Source organism: Ramlibacter sp. (genome assembly GCF_028292805.1).
Classification (GTDB): Bacteria; Pseudomonadota; Gammaproteobacteria; order Burkholderiales; family Burkholderiaceae_C; genus Ramlibacter.
Genome location: NZ_JAQGLS010000151.1, coordinates 1 through 16,602, shown reverse-complemented (window position 1 = coordinate 16,602; position 16,602 = coordinate 1). Strand labels below are relative to the sequence as shown.

Genomic DNA, 16,602 nt, shown 5'->3' with positions numbered 1-16,602 from the left:
TTGTGCGGCGGATGGGGAAAACCTGCAGGCGGCGGCTTTGCCGACGCAGTTCACGCAAGCCTGCGCACCCGCAGCGCGCAGGCCGTCGCCAGCAGCCCCAGCACGCCGGCGGCGGTGAACATCGCTTCGAAGCCCCAGTGCGACACCACGGCGCCGCCGGCCAGCACCCCCAGCATGCCGCCCAAGCCGTAGCCGATCACCGTGAACAAGGCCTGCCCGCGGCCGCGCAGCCGGCCCGGGAAATGCCGGCTGACCAGGGCGATGCAGGCCGTGTGGTGGGTGGCAAAGGTCAGCGCGTGCAGCAACTGGGCAACGAACAGCGCCGCCAGCCAGCCGCCCATGCCGGCGGTGATGGCCATGCGCAGCGCGGTGGCGAGACCGCAGATCACCAGCCAGCGCTCCATCGGCAGCCGCACGATCAGGCGGCCCTGCGCGTAGAACCAGGCGATCTCCACCGCCACCGAGATGCCCCACAGCGCGCCGATGGTGGCCTTGCTGTAGCCCAGGGCATCCAGGTAGAGCGAATAAAAGCCGTAGACGGCAAAGTGCGCCATCACGTGGAAGAACAGGGAAGCGAAAAACCAGCGCACCGCCGGCTGCCGCAGGACCGGGCCGATCGGCAGGTGCGGCGCGGCGTCCTCGTGGTGCGCCTGCTCCTTCACGTTCGGCAGCCACAGCGTGCACAGCAGCACACCGCCCAGGGTGACGGCGGCCCAGCCCGGAAAGCTGCCCATGCCATACCGTTCGAACCAGGCGCCGGCCGCGAACACGGTGACCATGAAGCCCACCGAGCCCCACAGCCGCACCCGCCCGTAACGGCCCCAGTCGCCGGCCACCAGGTGCGCCATGGCCGCTTCGGTCAGCGACATCATCGAGCTGGTGTGGGTGAACAGCAGCAGCAGCACGAAGGCGATCCACCAGCCGCTCCCTTCGATCCAGAGCCCGGCCGAGGCCAGCAACGCGATGACGGCGCTGATGCGCAGCAGCTTGACGCGCTCGCCGGTGCGGTCGCTCAAGGCGCCCCAGCCATAGGGCGCGAACACGCGGGTGAACGACTGCACCGAAGCCAGCAGGCTGATGGCCAGGATCGTCATCCCCTGGTCCTTCAGCCACAGCGGCAGGTAGGGGTTGAAGAAGCCGACGTGGGCGAAGTAAGTTGCCGACAGCGCGGCAAACGGCACCAGTTGCCGGGGCGCCGTTGCCGGCGCGGATGGCGGCATCAGAGGAAGGACGACTCGATGGGCGCGAGGGGCGATTGCACGCCGCCGCACTGGGCGCGGTGGTGCAGCGCCAGGTCCATCACCACCAGCGCCAGCATGGCCTCGGCGATCGGGGTGGCGCGAATGCCGACGCAAGGGTCGTGGCGCCCCTTGGTGACCACCTGGGTGGCCTGGCCCTGCAGGTCGATGGTGTCGCGCGGGGTGATGATCGAGCTGGTCGGCTTGATGGCGATCGCCACTTCGAGGTCCTGCCCGGTGCTGATCCCGCCGAGCATGCCGCCGGCGTTGTTGCTGGCGAAGCCCTGCGGCGTCAGCGAGTCGCCGTGGCTGGAGCCGCGCTGCGCCACGCTGGCGAAACCGGCGCCGATCTCCACGCCCTTGACGGCGTTGATGCCCATCATGGCGTAGCCGATCATGGCATCGAGCTTGTCGAACAGCGGCTGGCCCAGGCCGACCGGCATGTTGGACGCGGTCACCCGCACCCGGGCGCCGCAGGAGTCGCCGGCCTTGCGCAGGCTGTCCATGTAGGCCTCGAGCGCCGAGACGTCGGCGACCGGGGCGAAGAACGGGTTCTGGTGGACGTGCTCCCAGCCCTCGAACGCGATGGCCTGGTCGCCGATCTGCTGCATGCAGCCGCGAAACACCGTGCCGTGTTCCTGCCGCATCCATTTGCGGGCCACCGCGCCGGCCGCCACCATGGGCGCCGTCAGGCGGGCGGAGGAGCGGCCGCCGCCGCGCGGGTCGCGCAGGCCGTACTTTTGCAGGTAGCTGTAGTCGGCGTGGCCGGGCCGGAAGGTCTGGCCGATGTCGCTGTAGTCCTTGCTGCGCTGGTCGGTGTTGTGGATCAGCAGGCAGATCGGCGTGCCGGTGGTGCGGCCTTCATACAACCCCGACAGGATCTCGACCTTGTCGTCCTCCCGGCGCTGCGTCACGTGGCGGCTGGTGCCGGGCTTGCGCCGATCGAGGTCGGGCTGGATGTCGGCGGGCGACAGCTCCATGCCGGGCGGGCAGCCGTCGATCACGCAGCCGACGGCCGGGCCGTGCGATTCGCCGAAGTTGGTGACCGCGAACAGGGTGCCGAAGGTGTTGCCGCTCATGGGGGGCAATTATGACGGCAGGCAGCTGGGGTGCGCCTGCGCTTACCGCCGACCCTCGGGACTGGGGCGCGCCACGGGGTTGCCAGGCTGATGGTCGGCGCAGCGCACCCCAGCGGTGGTCACAGCTGCGCGGTGGGCAGCGAGTCCTCCGCCGCCGGCCAGTCGCGGATGTAGGCCTTGAGCATGCGGTTTTCGAAGTTCTGGCTGTCGACGACGGCCTTGGCGACGTCGTACAGGCTGATCACACCCATCAGCATGCGCTTGTCCATCACCGGCATGTAGCGCGCATGGCGCTCCAGCATCATGCGGCGCACTTCGTCGAGCTCGGTCTCCATGGTGCAGGTGAGCGGATGGTCGTCCATCGCCGTGCGCACCACCGTGCTGCCCACGGTGTTCTGGTTGGCCACGATGCACTGGATGACTTCGCGGAAGGTGAGCATGCCCACCAGCTCGCCGTGGTTCATGACCACCAACGAGCCGATGTCCTTGCCGGCCATGATTTCGATGGCTGCCGCCAGCGGCTCTTCGGGGGATACGGTGTAGAGCGTGTTGCCCTTCACGCGCAGGATGTCGCTGACTTTCATGCCGTCTCCTTCGGCCGCCTGATGCGCGGCCGGTGTGGAAAGAATATAGCCCACAATCCTGGACAGTCCATAGACGGACGAGAGGAGACGCGGCCCATGCCCGGTTATTCGGACCCTGGCTTCGACACGCTGGCCCTGCACGCCGGCGCCGCCCCCGACCCCACGACGGGTGCGCGGGCGGTTCCGATCCACCTGAGCACCTCCTTCGTTTTCGATTCGAGCGACCACGCCGCCGCGCTGTTCAACCTGGAACGCCCCGGCCACGTGTACTCGCGCATCAGCAATCCCACCAATGCCGTGCTGGAGCAGCGGGTGGCGGCGCTGGAAGGCGGGATCGGCGCCATCGCCACCGCCAGCGGCCAGGCGGCGCTGCACCTGTGCATCGCCACCTTGATGGGCGCCGGCTCGCACATCGTGGCCAGCGCCGCGCTGTATGGCGGCTCGCAGAACCTGCTGCACTACACGATGCGCCGCTTCGGCATCGCCACCACCTTCGTGCAGCCGGGCGACATCGACGGCTGGCGCGCCGCGATCCGGCCCCAAACCAGGCTGCTGTTCGGCGAGACCGTGGGCAACCCGGGGCTGGACGTGCTCGACATTCCCAGCGTGGCCGCCGTCGCCCACGACGCCGGGCTGCCGCTGCTGGTCGACTCGACTTTCACCACCCCTTGGCTGATCAAGCCGTTCGACCTCGGGGCCGACCTCATCTACCACTCGGCCACCAAGTTCCTGTCCGGCCACGGTACCGTGATCGGCGGCGTGGTGGGACGGCGGCAGCTTCGACTGGGACGCCTCGGGCCGCTTCGCCGAGCTGACCGAGCCTTACGACGGCTTCCACGACATGGTGTTCAGCGAAGAGTCGACGGTCGGCGCCTTCCTGCTGCGGGCCCGGCGCGAAGGGCTGCGCGACTTCGGCGCCTGCATGAGCCCGCACACCGCGTGGCTGATCCTGCAAGGCATCGAGACGCTGCCGCTGCGCATGGACCGGCACATGAGCAACACCCGCACGGTGGTGGAATTCCTGGCCGCGCAGCCCTTCGTCAGCCGGGTCGGCCACCCGATGCTCGAGTCGCATCCCAGCCATGCGCTGGCGCAAAAGCTGCTGCCCAAGGGCGCGGGCTCGGTCTTCAGCTTCGACCTGAAGGGCAGCCGCGAGCAAGGCAAGAAGTTCATCGAAGCCTTGAAGCTGTTCAGCCACCTGGCCAACGTCGGCGACTGCCGCTCGCTGGTGATCCACCCGGCCAGCACCACGCATTTCCGCATGACCGACGAGGCGCTGAAAGGCGCCGGCATCGGGCCGGGCACGATCCGGCTGTCGATCGGGCTGGAAGACCCGGCCGACCTGATCGACGACCTCCAGCGCGCGCTGAAGGCGGCGCAGCGGGGCTGACCCGCATCTTGTCGTTGCGGTCCCAACCCGCAATCCATGGATGCCGGGTCGGCTCCGGATGACAGCCAGGAGAACCGATGCACCTTTCAGTCCACGGCCACGAGACCTTCTGCTACACCGGCGGCAAGCCCTTCGATGCGGCCAAGCCCACGGTGGTGTTCCTGCACGGCGTGCTCAACGACCACAGCGTCTGGATCCTGCAGACCCGCTACTTCGCCAACCACGGCCGGAACGTGCTGGCGCCGGACCTGCCTGGGCATTGCCGCAGCGCCGGCGAGCCGCCGCGGTCGGTGGAGGAAGGCGCGGCCTTCGTGCTGGCGCTGCTGGACGCCGCCGGCGTGCGGCAGGCCGCGCTGGTCGGGCACAGCTTCGGCTCGCTGCTCGCGCTGGAGGCCGCCGCGCGCGCGCCGCAGCGCGTGACCCGGCTGGCGCTGGTCGGCACCGCCGCGCCAATGAAGGTGTCGCCCGCCTTGCTGGAAAATTCGCAGGCCGATCCGATGAAGGCCATCGCCATGGTCAACGTCTACTCGCACTCGCTGCTGGCGCCGCCACCGTCCGCGCTCGGGCCCGGCACTTGGCTGTACGGCGGCTCCCGGGCGTTGATGCGGCGCGTGCTGGCCAGCAACCCCAAGGTGAACGTGTTCCACCGCGGCTTCGTCGCCTGCGACAACTACACTCGCGGCGAGGACGCCATGGCGCAAGTGCAATGCCCCACCCTGTTCCTGCTCGGCCGCCATGACGCCATGACGCCGCCCAGCGCCGCCGCGCCGCTGCAGGCCCGGGCCCGCGACGGCCGCACCGTGCTGGTGGACGGCGGCCACCAGATGATGACCGAGGCGCCGGACCCGGTGCTGTTCGCGCTGAAGGATTTCCTGTGCGCATGACCGAGCCCGTCGTCATCACGCCGGCGATGACGCCGCAGCGGGCGCGGCAGATCGCCGCGACGCTCGACCTGGGCGCCTTGCCGGCGGATTTCTACAGCAACCCGTTCCCGGTCTATGCCGCGCTGCGCGGGAGCGAGCCGGTGCGCACGATGCCGGACGGCTCGTGGTTCCTCACCCGCCATGCGGACCTGGTGGCCGTGTACCGCGACGCGCACACCTTCAGCTCGGACAAGAAAGTGGAATTCACGCCCAAGTACGGGGCGCACTCGCCCTTGCTGGAGCACCACACCAACAGCCTGGTGTTCAACGACCCGCCGCTGCACACCCGGGTGCGCAAGCTGATCATGGGCGCGCTGACGCGGCGCGCCATCGCCGGCATGGAGGCTGGGCTGGTGACGCTGGTCGACCGCCTGCTCGACGCCATCGAGGCGAAGGGCGGCGGCGACCTGGTCGAGGACTACGCCTGCGCCATCCCGGTGGAGATCATCGGCAACCTGCTGGGCGTGCCGCACGCCGACCGCGGCCCGCTGCGCGGCTGGTCGCTGGCGATCCTGGGCGCGCTGGAGCCGAAGCTCACGCCGCAGCAGGAGGCGCTGGGCAACGCCGGCGTGCGGGAGTTCCTGGCCTATCTGCAGCGGCTGGTGGCCGAGCGGCGCCGGCAACCGGGCGATCCCGAGCACGACGTGCTCACGCGCCTGATCCAGGGCGAGGAAGCCGGCGCGACGCTGAGCGAGACCGAGCTGCTGCACAACTGCATCTTCATCCTCAACGCCGGCCACGAAACCACCACCAACCTGATCGGCAATGCGCTGGTCGCGCTGCAGGAATGGCCCGGGCAGAAAGACGCGCTGCTGCAAGCCATCGGCGCCCGCCCGGACTGGCCGGCGCTGGAGCCGCTGCTGACGCGGGCGGTGGATGAATTCCTGCGCTTCGAGTCGTCCAACCAGCTGGGCAACCGGCGCGCGCTGCGGGCCTGCCAAGTGGGCGGCGTGGCCTTGCCCGAAGGCGCGCTGGTGACGCTGTGCATAGGCGCGGCCAACCGCGATCCGGCGCAGTTCGGCAACCCCGAGGCGCTGGACCTGGCGCGGCCCGACAACCGCCATCTGGCGTTCGGCTTCGGCATTCACCAGTGCGCGGGGCTGAGTCTGGCGCGGCTGGAAGGCGGTGTCGCGATCGGCCGCTTCCTGGCGCGTTTTCCGCGCTACCGCCTGACGGCTTCGCCCACGCGCGGCGGACGGGCCCGCTTTCGGGGGTTTCTGCAGGCGCCATTCGCGATCGACTAAGGGCCTTGTCTTGCCTTGCCCCTCTCCGGCCCGGCTGCGGGCATCAGCGCCACGCCGAGCGTGACGGCGCCTTCGTCCAGTGCACCGCCTGCAAGGCGCAGTCGGCGATGGCGGGGCGGGCGCGGATGGTCGCCTCCAGCAGCAAGGCCGGCACCTTGATGGCGCCAATGTTGACCAGATCGTCACGACGTCCGAGCAGCCCCAGCCGCCGGTGGCCGACCAGCGCGCCCACGGCGGTGGCTTCGACGATTTCGACGATGTTCGGTGGTGATCGGTGGTGGCCGCATGGCACGACTACAGCACGTCGCGCAGCGAGATGGAGGCCAGCCCGCCGTGGGTCCACAGCCTGGCGGTGCTGTCCGACGGCGGCAGCAGCAGCTGGCGCATCAGCGGCTCCAGCGGGGTGACGTCGACGTCGGCCAACATCACGTAGCGGCTGGCCACGCCGTCGTCGATCTCGTTGACGCGGCCGATCCAGTCCAGCTGCACCAGCGTCTGCAGCACCGGCTCCAGCTGCAGGATGTCGACTTCCAGGGCATCGGCCAGTTCGGTCGCGCTCAGGCCACGGCGGGCGCCGACGCGGGCCGCCTCCAGCTGCTGCAACACCTCCAGCGCCAACTGGAACTGCCAGCCGTGCGCGCTGGCGCGCCGGCGCGGCCCGGCCAGCAGGCTGGGCAGGTAGGCGGTGACCACGGCACCCAGCAGCACGATCACCCAGGCGATGTAGATCCACACCAGCAGGATCGGCACGGTGGCGAAGGCGCCGTACACCGCCGAATAGGTCGGCACCAGGGTGAGATACCAGGCCAGCAGGCGCTTGGCCAGTTCCAGCATCAGCGCAGCGAACGCGCCGCCGATCATCGCGTGGCTGCGTCGCACCGGCGTGTTGGGCACGAAGCGGTACAGCGCCATCAAGGCGCCGGCCAGCAGCAGAAACTCGAACAGGTCGACCAGGATGCCCAGGCTGCCGCGCGGCGCGCCCACCAGGCCGCGCGACGCCGTCACCACCCAGGCGGTGGAGCTCAGGCTGACCGCCATCAGCATCGGCCCGAGCGTGATCGCCGTCCAGTACATCAGCACCCGCTGGGCCAGCGGCCGCGGCCGGCGCACCCGCCAGATGCCGTTGAGCGTGCGGTCGATGGTCAGCACCAGCGCCAGCGCCGTCACCACCAGCGCGGCCAGGCCGACGAAGCCCAGGCGGCTGGCCTTGCCGGCGAACTGGGTCAGGTAGCCGAGCACCTGGCGGGCGATCGAGTCCGGCACCAGGCTTTGCACCAGCCAGCCTTGCAGGTTGGCCTGCAGCTTGCCGAAGATCGGGAAAGCGGTGAACAGCGCCAGGGCCACGGTGAAGAACGGCACCAGCGCCATGGTGGTGGTGAAGGTCAGGCTGCTGGCCGACAGGCCGAGCCGGTCTTCGCGAAAGCGCTCGCGCAGCGTCACCGCGGTGGACACCCACGGAAAGGCCGTGAGGTCGGCAAGCAGCTGGCGCAGGTTCATCGGCCGCTATGATGCCACTCCCCATGCAGACCGATTCCGTCACCGTCCTTCCCGCCGTCGAAGCAACCCGCTGGGTGGCCTTTGGCTGCGCGCTGGGGCTGGTCTTGCTGGGCGCGGCCTGGGAACTGTGGCTGGCGCCGCTGCGTCCCGGCGGCAGCTGGTGGGCGCTGAAGATCCTGCCGCTGTGCGCCGCGCTGCCGGGCCTGTACCTGCGCCGCATGTACACCTACCGCTGGACCACCCTTCTGGTCTGGCTCTATTTCACCGAAGGCGTCGTGCGCGCCAGCGGCCGGGGGATCGGCGACAGCCTGCCCCTGGCGCTGCTGGAGATCGTGCTGAGCGTCACCTTGTTCGCCGCCTGCACCTTGCATGTGCGGCTGCGCCTGCGGAGCGTGCGACCATGAACCCCTTGCTGGACCAACTGCGCGCCGCCGTCGGCGCTGCCTACGTGCTGGTCGACGGCGACCTGAGCGCCTACGAAACCGACTGGCGCCAGCGCTCCAAAGGCAAGTCGCTGGCCGTGGTGCGGCCCGGCACCACCGCCGAGGTCGCCGCCGTGGTGCGCCTGTGCGCTGGCGCCGGCACCCCCATCGTGCCGCAGGGCGGCAACACGGGGATGGTGGTCGGCTCGACGCCCGATGACTCGGGGCGCGAAGTGGTGCTCAGCCTGGGCCGGCTGAACCGGGTGCGGGCCATGGACGGCGGCAACCTGACGGTGACGGTGGAAGCGGGCGTGGTGCTGCAAAACCTGCAGCAGCAGGCGCAAGATGCCGGCTTCCTGTTCCCCTTGAGCCTGGCCGCCGAAGGCAGCTGCACCATCGGCGGCAACCTGGCGACCAACGCCGGCGGCACCCAGGTGCTGCGCTACGGCAACACGCGCGACCTGTGCCTGGGGCTGGAAGTGGTCACCGCGCAAGGCGAGGTCTGGGACGGCCTGTCCGGCCTGCGCAAGGACAACACCGGCTACGATCTGCGCGACCTGTTCATCGGCAGCGAAGGCACGCTGGGCATCATCACCGCGGCCACCATGAAGCTGTACCCGCTGCCGGTGGCGACGCTCACCGCCTGGGCTGCCGTGCCGTCGATGGAAGCGGCCGTCACCTTGCTGGGGCTGGCGCAGCACCACCTGGGCGCGGGGCTCACCGGGTTCGAGGTGATGGGGCAGTTCGCGCTGGGCCTGGTGGCCAAACACATGCCACAGATCCGAGTGCCGCTGTACGGGCAGACGCCGTACTGCGTGCTGCTGGAAAACTCCGATCAGGAGTCCGAGCCGCATGCGCGCGAGCAGTTCGAGCGGCTGCTGGAGGCCGCACTGGAAGACGGCTGCGCCACCGACGCCGTGGTGGCCGAGAACATCGCGCAGGCCCGCGCGCTGTGGCAGGTGCGCGAGAACATCCCACTGGCGCAGGCGCAGGAAGGTCTGAACATCAAGCACGACATCAGCATCCCGGTGTCGCGCATCCCGGCTTTCTGCGCCGAGACCGATGCCCTGCTGCAGCGCGAGATCGCCGGCGTGCGGCTGGTCAACTTCGGCCACCTGGGCGACGGCAACCTGCATTACAACGTGCAGGCGCCGGCGGACGGCGACGCCCCGGCCTTCCTGCGCGAGCAGGAGGCGCGGGTGAACACGCTGGTGTTCGACCAGGTCAGGAAATTCGACGGCTCGATCTCGGCCGAGCACGGCATCGGCACGCTCAAGGTCGACAAGCTGCCGCACTACAAGTCGGCGGTGGCGCTGGGCCTGATGCGCAGCGTCAAGCGGGCGCTGGATCCGCAGAACATCCTGAACCCGGGGCGGGTGCTGAAGCTCTGACCCGACTTGCTCCTTCTGCCTCCGGGCGAAGGCTGGAATGGGGGCGCTCCCGACCCTCCCCCCAGAGGGGGAGGGAGAAATACAAAACCCGGATAATTGCCCCATGACGCCGCGCCCCGTCCGCTCTCAATACGAAGACTTCATGCGCCATGTGGACGCGCATGGCACGCCCAAGACCGACCGCACCGGCACCGGCACGCGCAGCGTGTTCGGCTACCAGATGCGCTTCGACCTGAACGAGGGCTTTCCGCTGGTGACGACCAAGAAGGTCCACCTCAAGTCCATCATCACCGAGCTGCTGTGGTTCCTGCGGGGCTCCAGCGACAACAACTGGTTGAAGGCGCGCGGCGTCAGCATCTGGGACGAATGGGCGCGCGAAGACGGCGACCTGGGTCCGGTCTATGGCGTGCAGTGGCGCAGCTGGCCCACACCCGACGGCGGCCAGATCGACCAGATCGCCGAAGCCATCCACACGATCAAGACCAACCCGGATTCGCGCCGCATCATCGTCAGCGCCTGGAACGTGGCCGACATTCCGAAGATGGCGCTGGCGCCCTGCCATGCGTTCTTCCAGTTCTACGTGGCCAATGGCAGGCTGTCGTGCCAGCTGTACCAGCGCAGCGCCGATATTTTCCTGGGCGTGCCCTTCAACATCGCCAGCTACGCGCTGCTCACGCACATGATCGCGCAGCAGTGCGACCTGGCCGTGGGCGACTTCGTCTGGACCGGCGGCGACTGCCACATCTACAGCAACCACCACGAGCAGGTGGCGCTGCAACTGAGCCGCGCGCCCTACCCTTACCCGACGCTGAACATCAAGCGCAAGCCGGTGTCGATCTTCGACTATGAATTCGAGGATTTCGAGGTGTTGGACTACCAGTGCCATGGTCCGATCAAGGCCCCGGTCGCGGTCTGAGATGGAGCTCGGACTGATTTATGCCCGCGCCCGCAATGGCGTGATCGGCAAGGACAACGCGCTGCCCTGGCACCTGCCGGAAGACTTGGCGCACTTCAAGCAAACCACGCTGGGCTGCCCCGTCATCATGGGCCGCAAGACCTGGGACTCCCTGCCGACCAGGTTTCGGCCGCTGCCGGGGCGCATCAACATCGTGGTGACGCGGCAGCCCGACTGGCGCGCCGACGGCGCGGTCCATGCTTGGACGCTCGCCGAAGCCATCGCCATTTGCGGCGACGCGCCCCGGGCGTGGGTGACTGGCGGCGCGGAGATCTACCGGCTGGCGTTGCCGCTGGCACATCTGGTGGTGGTGACGGAAATCGACGCGGACTTCGAGGGCGACGCGCTGGCGCCGCAGCTCGGCCCCGAGTGGCGCGAAGCCACGCGCGAGCGCCACCTGTCCAAGACCGGCCTCGACTACAGTTTCATCACCTACCGAAAGCTGCCCTCGCCAGGCTAGCGCTGTAAGGTTCCCGCCCGCACCAGCCGGTCGGAGGCGCTGCCGACCCAGACCATGTAGGCGACTGGCGCAATCACGAAGGCCTTGGCGCGACGCATCCCGGATGCTCAGCGGATGGTTGCTTGCGGCCGGGCCGATGTCTCAACTCCTGGTGAGGGTGGCGCACATCGCGCGTCACGCATGAGTCACTTAAACTCAGCGTGACAGATTGCTTATGAAAATCACCACCTGGAACGTCAACTCCCTGGCTGCCCGCCTGCAGCACGTGCTGGACTGGACCACCGCCAATCCGGTCGACGTGCTGTGCCTGCAGGAGCTCAAGCTCACCGACGACAAGTTTCCGCTCGACGCGCTGCGCGCGGCCGGCTACGCGCACTGCGCGGTGTTCGGCCAGAAAACGTACAACGGCGTCGCGGTGATGAGCCGGCACCCGGTGCGCGACATGGTCAAGAACATCGTTGGCTTCGACGACGACAGCTCGCGGCTGCTGTCGGTCACGCTCGACGCGCCCGATGGCCCGGTGCGCGTGATCAACGGCTACTTCGTCAACGGCCAGGCGCCGGGCAGCGACAAGTTCGACTACAAGATGGCGTGGCTGCGCGGGCTGCGCGACTATGTGCGCGAGGAGCTCGCCCACCATCCGCGCCTGGTGCTGCTGGGCGACTTCAACATCGCGCCGGAAGACCGCGACTCGTTCGACCCGGTCGGCCTGCGCGAGACGATCCACCACACGGCGCAGGAACGCGACCACTTTCGCCAGCTGCTGGAGCTGGGGCTGGTCGACAGCTTCCGCCTGTTCGAGCAGCCGGAAAAAAGCTTCAGCTGGTGGGACTACCGGATGCTGGGCTACCAGAAGAACCGCGGCCTGCGCATCGACCACGTGCTGGTGAGCGAAGGCTTGAAGCCGGCGGTCAAGGGCTGCAGCATCGACCGGGCGCCGCGCAAGTGGCCCAAGCCGAGTGACCATGCACCGGTGACGCTGGAGATCTGATCGTCTTGCTCCTTGCCCCTCTGGGGGAAGTCGGATGGGGCGCTCGGCGCTCGAGGAGGTGCGGGGCGAGCCCCCCAGCCCTCCCCCAGCGGGGGAGGGAACAAGAGAGGATTACTCCTCCAGCCCCAGCTCCTGGAGCTTGCGCGTGATGGTGTTGCGCCCGATGCCCAGCTTTTGCGCCGCCTCGATCCGCCGCCCGCGCGTGGTGGCCAGCGCCGTGAGGATCAGCTTCGCCTCGAAGCGCTTGGTCAGTTCATCCCACACGTCGTGCCGGCCGCTGGCCAGCAATTGCAGCGCTTCGGCCTCCAGCGCCGACTCCCAGCTGCCGCCGACCACCGGCGGCACCGGCACCGGCGAGGCCGTGACCGCCGGCGCGCCGGCGACGGCGGGTGCCTCCGGGACGGCGGCGGGCGCCGCAAGACCGACGCCGCTGCCCACTTCCGGCGGCAAGTCTTTCGGCTCGACCAGCTGCGCCGGCGCCATCACCGTCAGCCAGTGGCAGATGTTCTCCAGCTGCCGCACGTTGCCGGGAAAGCGGAACGACGTCAGCCGCACCAGCGCCGCATCGGAAATCCGCTTGGGCTCCACGCCCAGCTGCTTGGCGCTGCCCTGCAGGAAATGCCGCGTCAACATCGGGATGTCTTCCAGCCGCTCGCGCAACGCCGGCAGCCGCAGGCGAATCACGTTCAAACGGTGGAACAGGTCTTCGCGAAAACCGCCGTCCTTGACGCGCTGCTCCAGGTCCTGGTGGGTGGCGGCGATCACGCGCACGTTGGTCTTGACGGCGTTGTGGCCGCCGACGCGGTAGAAGTGGCCGTCGGACAGCACGCGCAGCAATCGCGTCTGCAGATCGAACGGCATGTCGCCGATCTCGTCCAGGAACAGCGTGCCGCCGTCGGCCTGCTCGAACCGGCCCCGGCGCATGGTCTGGGCGCCGGTGAAGGCGCCGCGCTCGTGGCCGAACAGTTCCGACTCCAGCAGGTCCTTGGGGATCGCCGCGGTGTTGATCGCCACGAACGGCCCGGTGGCGCGCGGCGAGTGCTTGTGCAGCGCACGCGCCACCAGCTCCTTGCCGGAGCCGGACTCGCCGGTGATCATCACGGTGACGTTGCTTTGCGACAGCCGCCCGATCGCGCGGAACACGTCCTGCATCGCCGGCGCCTGGCCCAGCATCTCGGGCGCCACCGCCATCCGCTCCTCGGCCACTTCCTCGCGCTGGCTTTCTTCCACCGCGCGCCGGATCAGCTCCACCGCCTTGGGCACGTCGAACGGCTTGGGCAGGTACTCGAAGGCGCCGCCCTGGAAGGCCGAGACGGCGCTGTCCAGGTCGGAGAAGGCCGTCATGATGATCACGGGCAGGCCGGGATGCTTTTCCTTGACCTTGGAGAGCAGGTCGAGGCCGGAGCCGCCCGGCATGCGGATGTCGCTCACCAGGATCTGCGGCCCCTCCGCCTCGCTGCCGCCTTCGAGCGCGGCCAGCACTTCGCGCGCGTTGGTGAAGCTGCGCGTGGGGAGATCCTCGCGCAGCAGCGCCTTCTCGAGCACGAAGCGGATGGATTGGTCATCGTCAACGATCCAGATCGGCTTCATGTGTCTTGGGTCACTTCCAAAAAAAAGCTTTTGCTCGGTCTAGGGCAAGGGGATGAGGATCTTGAAATCCGTCCGCCCCGGCACGCTGTCGCACTCGATCAGGCCATGGTGCTGCTGCACGAAGGTCTGTGCCAGCGTGAGCCCCAGGCCGGAGCCGCCTTCCCTGCCTGAAACCAGGGGATAGAAGATGCGGTCCTTGATCGAGTCCGGTACACCGGGCCCGTTGTCGATGACATGCAATTCCAGTGCCAGTCGATAGCGCTGCTTGCCGAATGTGACTTGCCGGCCGATCCGCGTGCGGAAAGTCAGCTGGGCGTCGCCGGCAGCGATGCGGTCGGCCAGCGCCAGGCAGCCGTTGTGAGCGATGTTCAGCACGGCCTGGATCAGCTGCTCGCGGTCGCCGCGAAACTCGGGAATGGACGTGTCGTAGTCGCGCACCACCTTCAGCCCGCGCGGAAACTCGGCCAGGATCAGGGAGCGCACACGCTCGCACACTTCGTGGATGTTGACGTCGCCCACCACGTGCGGCCGCCGGTGCGGCGCCAGCAGGCGGTCCACCAGCGTCTGCAGCCGATCCGCCTCGTGGATGATGACGCGCGTGTACTCCTTGAGGTCGCGCGAGTCGATCTCCATCTCCAGCAGCTGCGCCGCCCCGCGGATGCCGCCCAGCGGGTTCTTGATTTCATGGGCCAGGTTGCGGATCAACTCCTTGGTGGCCTGCGCCTGGTCGATCAGGCGCTCTTCGCGGTCTTGCCGGGCCTGTGCCTCCAGCGGCAGCAGCTCCACCACGAATTCGTCGGGGCTGTCGGTCTGCGCCAGCACCACGTGCACCGGCAGCGGCTCGGCATGCGGGCGCACCATCCAGCCGTCGTAGCGCAGGGCGGCGTACTCGTTGACGCGCGCGCCATCCAGCGCGGTGCGCAGGATGTGCGGCTCGGTGAAGAAAGGCAGGAAGCTGGCACCTTCGAGCGTGCGGCGCGAGGTGCCCAGCGCGTCTTCGAGCGCGGAGTTGGCGAACAGCACGGAGCCGTTGCCGCTGACCACTGCCACCAGGGTGGCAAGCAGATCGAAGGAGTGGAAGCGAAGTGAGGGGGCTGCGGGCTTGGTCAAGCCCTCATTTTGCGACTGCCGCCGCGTTGTTGCTGCGGCCCAGTTCGCGCTTGATGCCGGCGATGTCCCTTTCGTTGCGCTCGATGCTCGCCTTGAGGTCGGCCACGCGGTCCAGGTACTTCTGGTAGTTCTTGGTTTCCGGGCCCAGCTTGTCCGGCTGGCCGTTGTTGAACTCCTTGAGGAGTTCGGCGTGGCGGGCCTCGGCCTTCTTCAGTTCGGCCTCCAGGATGGTGCGGGCCTCGCCGTCACGGGCGCGCTGCTCGGTGGAGTCGACGCGCTGGCCGGGAGCGGACACGGTCTGCGGCGCGCTGCCGACCTTGACTTCCCTGGGGCCGGACTGGGCAGCGGCGCCGTTGACCTTGGTGCCTTGCACCACCGTCACGTTGCCGCCCTCGACCAGCTTGCAGGCCTGGCCCTTGATTTCCTCGTTGGTGTACGTGTTGCCGCAACGCCAGATGGGCGCCTGGGCCATGGCGTCGGCGCTGAATGCGAAAACAAGGAACGAAAGGAGGAGGTAGGGCGACTTCATGGCTGCGATCTTGGTGCACCGGCTGGTGCTCAGGACGAGCCTTTCAGTATGACCCAAAGTCTGCGCGGTGCCAATTAAGTGGTTGATTTAAAACGAAAAGGGGCGACATTTGTCGCCCCTTGGGTGGCTTTGGCTGTGGATAGATACAGCGGCATTAAGCCGCGTGCCTAGCCGGCATACGTGCCTTACAGCGAGTAGTACATGTCGAACTCGATCGGGTGCGTCGTCATGCGAAAGCGCTGAACTTCCTGCATCTTCAGCTCGATATAGGCGTCGATCATGCTGTCCGAGAACACGCCGCCCTTGGTCAGAAAGGCGCGGTCTTCGTTCAGGCAGTCCAGCGCCTGGTCCAGGCTGTGGCAGACGGTCGGGATCTTCGCGTCTTCTTCCGGCGGCAGGTGGTACAGGTCCTTGGTCGCGGCTTCGCCCGGATGGATCTTGTTCTCGACACCGTCGAGGCCGGCCATCAGCATCGCGGAGAAGCCGAGGTACGGGTTGCACAGCGGATCGGGGAAGCGCGCCTCGATGCGGCGGCCCTTGGGGTTGGCGACGTACGGGATGCGGATCGAGGCCGAGCGGTTCTTGGCCGAGTAGGCCAGCTTCACCGGCGCTTCGTAGCCGGGGACCAGGCGCTTGTAGCTGTTGGTTCCCGGGTTCGTGATCGCGTTCAGCGCGCGGGCGTGCTTGATGATGCCGCCGATGTAGTACAGCGCGAAGTCCGACAGGCCGGCATAGCCGTCGCCCGCGAACAGGTTCTTGCCGTCCTTCCAGACCGACTGGTGCACGTGCATGCCGGAACCGTTGTCGCCGACGATCGGCTTGGGCATGAAGGTGGCCGTCTTGCCATACGCGTTGGCGACGTTCTGCACCACGTACTTCAGGAGGATGGTCCAGTCGGCGCGCTGCACCAGCGTGCTGAACCTGGTGCCGATCTCGTTCTGGCCGGCGCCGGCCACCTCGTGGTGGAACACCTCGACCGGGATGCCCAGCGATTCGAGGATCAGCGACATCTCGGCGCGCATGTCCTGCGTGCTGTCGACCGGGGGCACGGGGAAGTAGCCGCCCTTGACCGTCGGACGGTGGCCCTTGTTGCCGCCTTCGATCTTCTTGCCGCTGTTCCACGGCGCTTCGTATTCGTCCACGTGGAAGAACGAACCGGACATGTCGTTGCCCCAGCGCACGTCGTCGAAGATGAAGAA

The 16,602-nt window shown here is 68.2% G+C and carries 16 protein-coding genes and 1 pseudogene; 8 read left to right on the top strand and 9 right to left on the bottom strand.

What is annotated here, in order from left to right:
- Window positions 1–50 precede the first annotated feature (50 nt).
- From JWP65_RS08850 to JWP65_RS08840, 3 genes are all read right to left on the bottom strand, one after another.
- On the bottom strand, window positions 51–1,220 hold the full coding sequence (locus JWP65_RS08850; protein ID WP_299762854.1) for an MFS transporter: 1,170 nt from the start codon (window positions 1,218–1,220) through the stop codon (window positions 51–53).
- Window positions 1,220–2,317 carry a chorismate synthase gene (gene aroC, locus JWP65_RS08845; protein WP_299762852.1) on the bottom strand — a complete coding sequence of 366 codons (1,098 nt, stop codon included), beginning with the start codon at window positions 2,315–2,317 and terminating at the stop codon, window positions 1,220–1,222. Before aroC ends, JWP65_RS08850 begins: the two co-directional genes overlap by 1 nt.
- Before the next feature lie 119 nt (window positions 2,318–2,436).
- Window positions 2,437–2,901, bottom strand: coding sequence for a CBS domain-containing protein (locus JWP65_RS08840; protein WP_299762850.1), 465 nt, complete (start codon window positions 2,899–2,901; stop codon window positions 2,437–2,439).
- A 96-nt stretch (window positions 2,902–2,997) separates the two neighbouring features.
- Between JWP65_RS08840 and JWP65_RS08835 the strand changes: the two are divergent.
- From JWP65_RS08835 to JWP65_RS08825, 3 genes and pseudogenes are all read left to right on the top strand, one after another.
- Window positions 2,998–4,291, top strand: a pseudogene (locus tag JWP65_RS08835) (O-acetylhomoserine aminocarboxypropyltransferase).
- Between the two features lie 77 nt (window positions 4,292–4,368).
- The gene (locus tag JWP65_RS08830; RefSeq protein ID WP_299762849.1) at window positions 4,369–5,175 is read left to right on the top strand and encodes an alpha/beta hydrolase; all 807 of its coding nucleotides are present in this window, start codon (window positions 4,369–4,371) and stop codon (window positions 5,173–5,175) included.
- Window positions 5,172–6,458: a cytochrome P450 gene (locus tag JWP65_RS08825; RefSeq protein WP_299762848.1), complete on the top strand. Its 1,287-nt coding sequence runs from the start codon at window positions 5,172–5,174 to the stop codon at window positions 6,456–6,458. The genes JWP65_RS08830 and JWP65_RS08825 overlap by 4 nt, the downstream gene beginning before the upstream one ends.
- Window positions 6,459–6,501: 43 nt before the next feature.
- Here JWP65_RS08825 and JWP65_RS08820 read toward each other — a convergent pair whose 3' ends face one another.
- Both JWP65_RS08820 and JWP65_RS08815 read right to left on the bottom strand, forming a co-directional pair.
- Window positions 6,502–6,750 carry a hypothetical protein gene (locus JWP65_RS08820; RefSeq protein WP_299762847.1) on the bottom strand — a complete coding sequence of 83 codons (249 nt, stop codon included), beginning with the start codon at window positions 6,748–6,750 and terminating at the stop codon, window positions 6,502–6,504.
- Window positions 6,751–6,752: 2 nt separating this feature from the next.
- Window positions 6,753–7,955, bottom strand: a complete 1,203-nt coding sequence (locus tag JWP65_RS08815) for a YihY family inner membrane protein (RefSeq protein WP_299762846.1) — start codon at window positions 7,953–7,955, stop codon at window positions 6,753–6,755.
- Window positions 7,956–7,978: 23 nt separating this feature from the next.
- Between JWP65_RS08815 and JWP65_RS08810 the strand changes: the two genes are divergently transcribed.
- The 5 genes from JWP65_RS08810 to xth all read left to right on the top strand — a co-directional run bounded on the left by JWP65_RS08810 (window position 7,979) and on the right by xth (window position 12,174).
- Window positions 7,979–8,359, top strand: coding sequence for a DUF2069 domain-containing protein (locus JWP65_RS08810; RefSeq protein ID WP_299762845.1), 381 nt, complete (start codon window positions 7,979–7,981; stop codon window positions 8,357–8,359).
- Complete coding sequence (locus tag JWP65_RS08805; RefSeq protein WP_299762844.1) at window positions 8,356–9,768, top strand: FAD-binding oxidoreductase; 1,413 nt, start codon at window positions 8,356–8,358, stop codon at window positions 9,766–9,768. Before JWP65_RS08810 ends, JWP65_RS08805 begins: the two co-directional genes overlap by 4 nt.
- Before the next feature lie 103 nt (window positions 9,769–9,871).
- Window positions 9,872–10,684 (top strand): thymidylate synthase, encoded by an 813-nt coding sequence (locus tag JWP65_RS08800; protein ID WP_299762843.1) that lies wholly within the window; start codon window positions 9,872–9,874, stop codon window positions 10,682–10,684.
- Between the two features lies 1 nt (window position 10,685).
- Complete coding sequence (locus JWP65_RS08795) at window positions 10,686–11,183, top strand: dihydrofolate reductase (RefSeq protein WP_299762842.1); 498 nt, start codon at window positions 10,686–10,688, stop codon at window positions 11,181–11,183.
- Window positions 11,184–11,397: 214 nt separating this feature from the next.
- Window positions 11,398–12,174 carry an exodeoxyribonuclease III gene (gene xth, locus JWP65_RS08790; RefSeq protein WP_299762841.1) on the top strand — a complete coding sequence of 259 codons (777 nt, stop codon included), beginning with the start codon at window positions 11,398–11,400 and terminating at the stop codon, window positions 12,172–12,174.
- Between the two features lie 111 nt (window positions 12,175–12,285).
- Here xth and ntrC read toward each other — a convergent pair whose 3' ends face one another.
- The 4 genes from ntrC to glnA form a co-directional block, all read right to left on the bottom strand.
- A complete protein-coding gene (gene ntrC / locus JWP65_RS08785) occupies window positions 12,286–13,764 on the bottom strand; it encodes a nitrogen regulation protein NR(I) (protein ID WP_299762840.1) in 1,479 nt (492 codons plus the stop codon).
- Between the two features lie 39 nt (window positions 13,765–13,803).
- Complete coding sequence (gene glnL, locus JWP65_RS08780) at window positions 13,804–14,874, bottom strand: nitrogen regulation protein NR(II) (protein WP_299762839.1); 1,071 nt, start codon at window positions 14,872–14,874, stop codon at window positions 13,804–13,806.
- A gap of 4 nt (window positions 14,875–14,878) precedes the next feature.
- A complete protein-coding gene (locus tag JWP65_RS08775; RefSeq protein WP_299762838.1) occupies window positions 14,879–15,403 on the bottom strand; it encodes a hypothetical protein in 525 nt (174 codons plus the stop codon).
- A 185-nt stretch (window positions 15,404–15,588) separates the two neighbouring features.
- Window positions 15,589–16,602, bottom strand: a 1,014-nt coding sequence (gene glnA / locus JWP65_RS08770) for a type I glutamate--ammonia ligase (RefSeq protein WP_299762837.1), incomplete at its 5' end; no start/stop codon positions are given.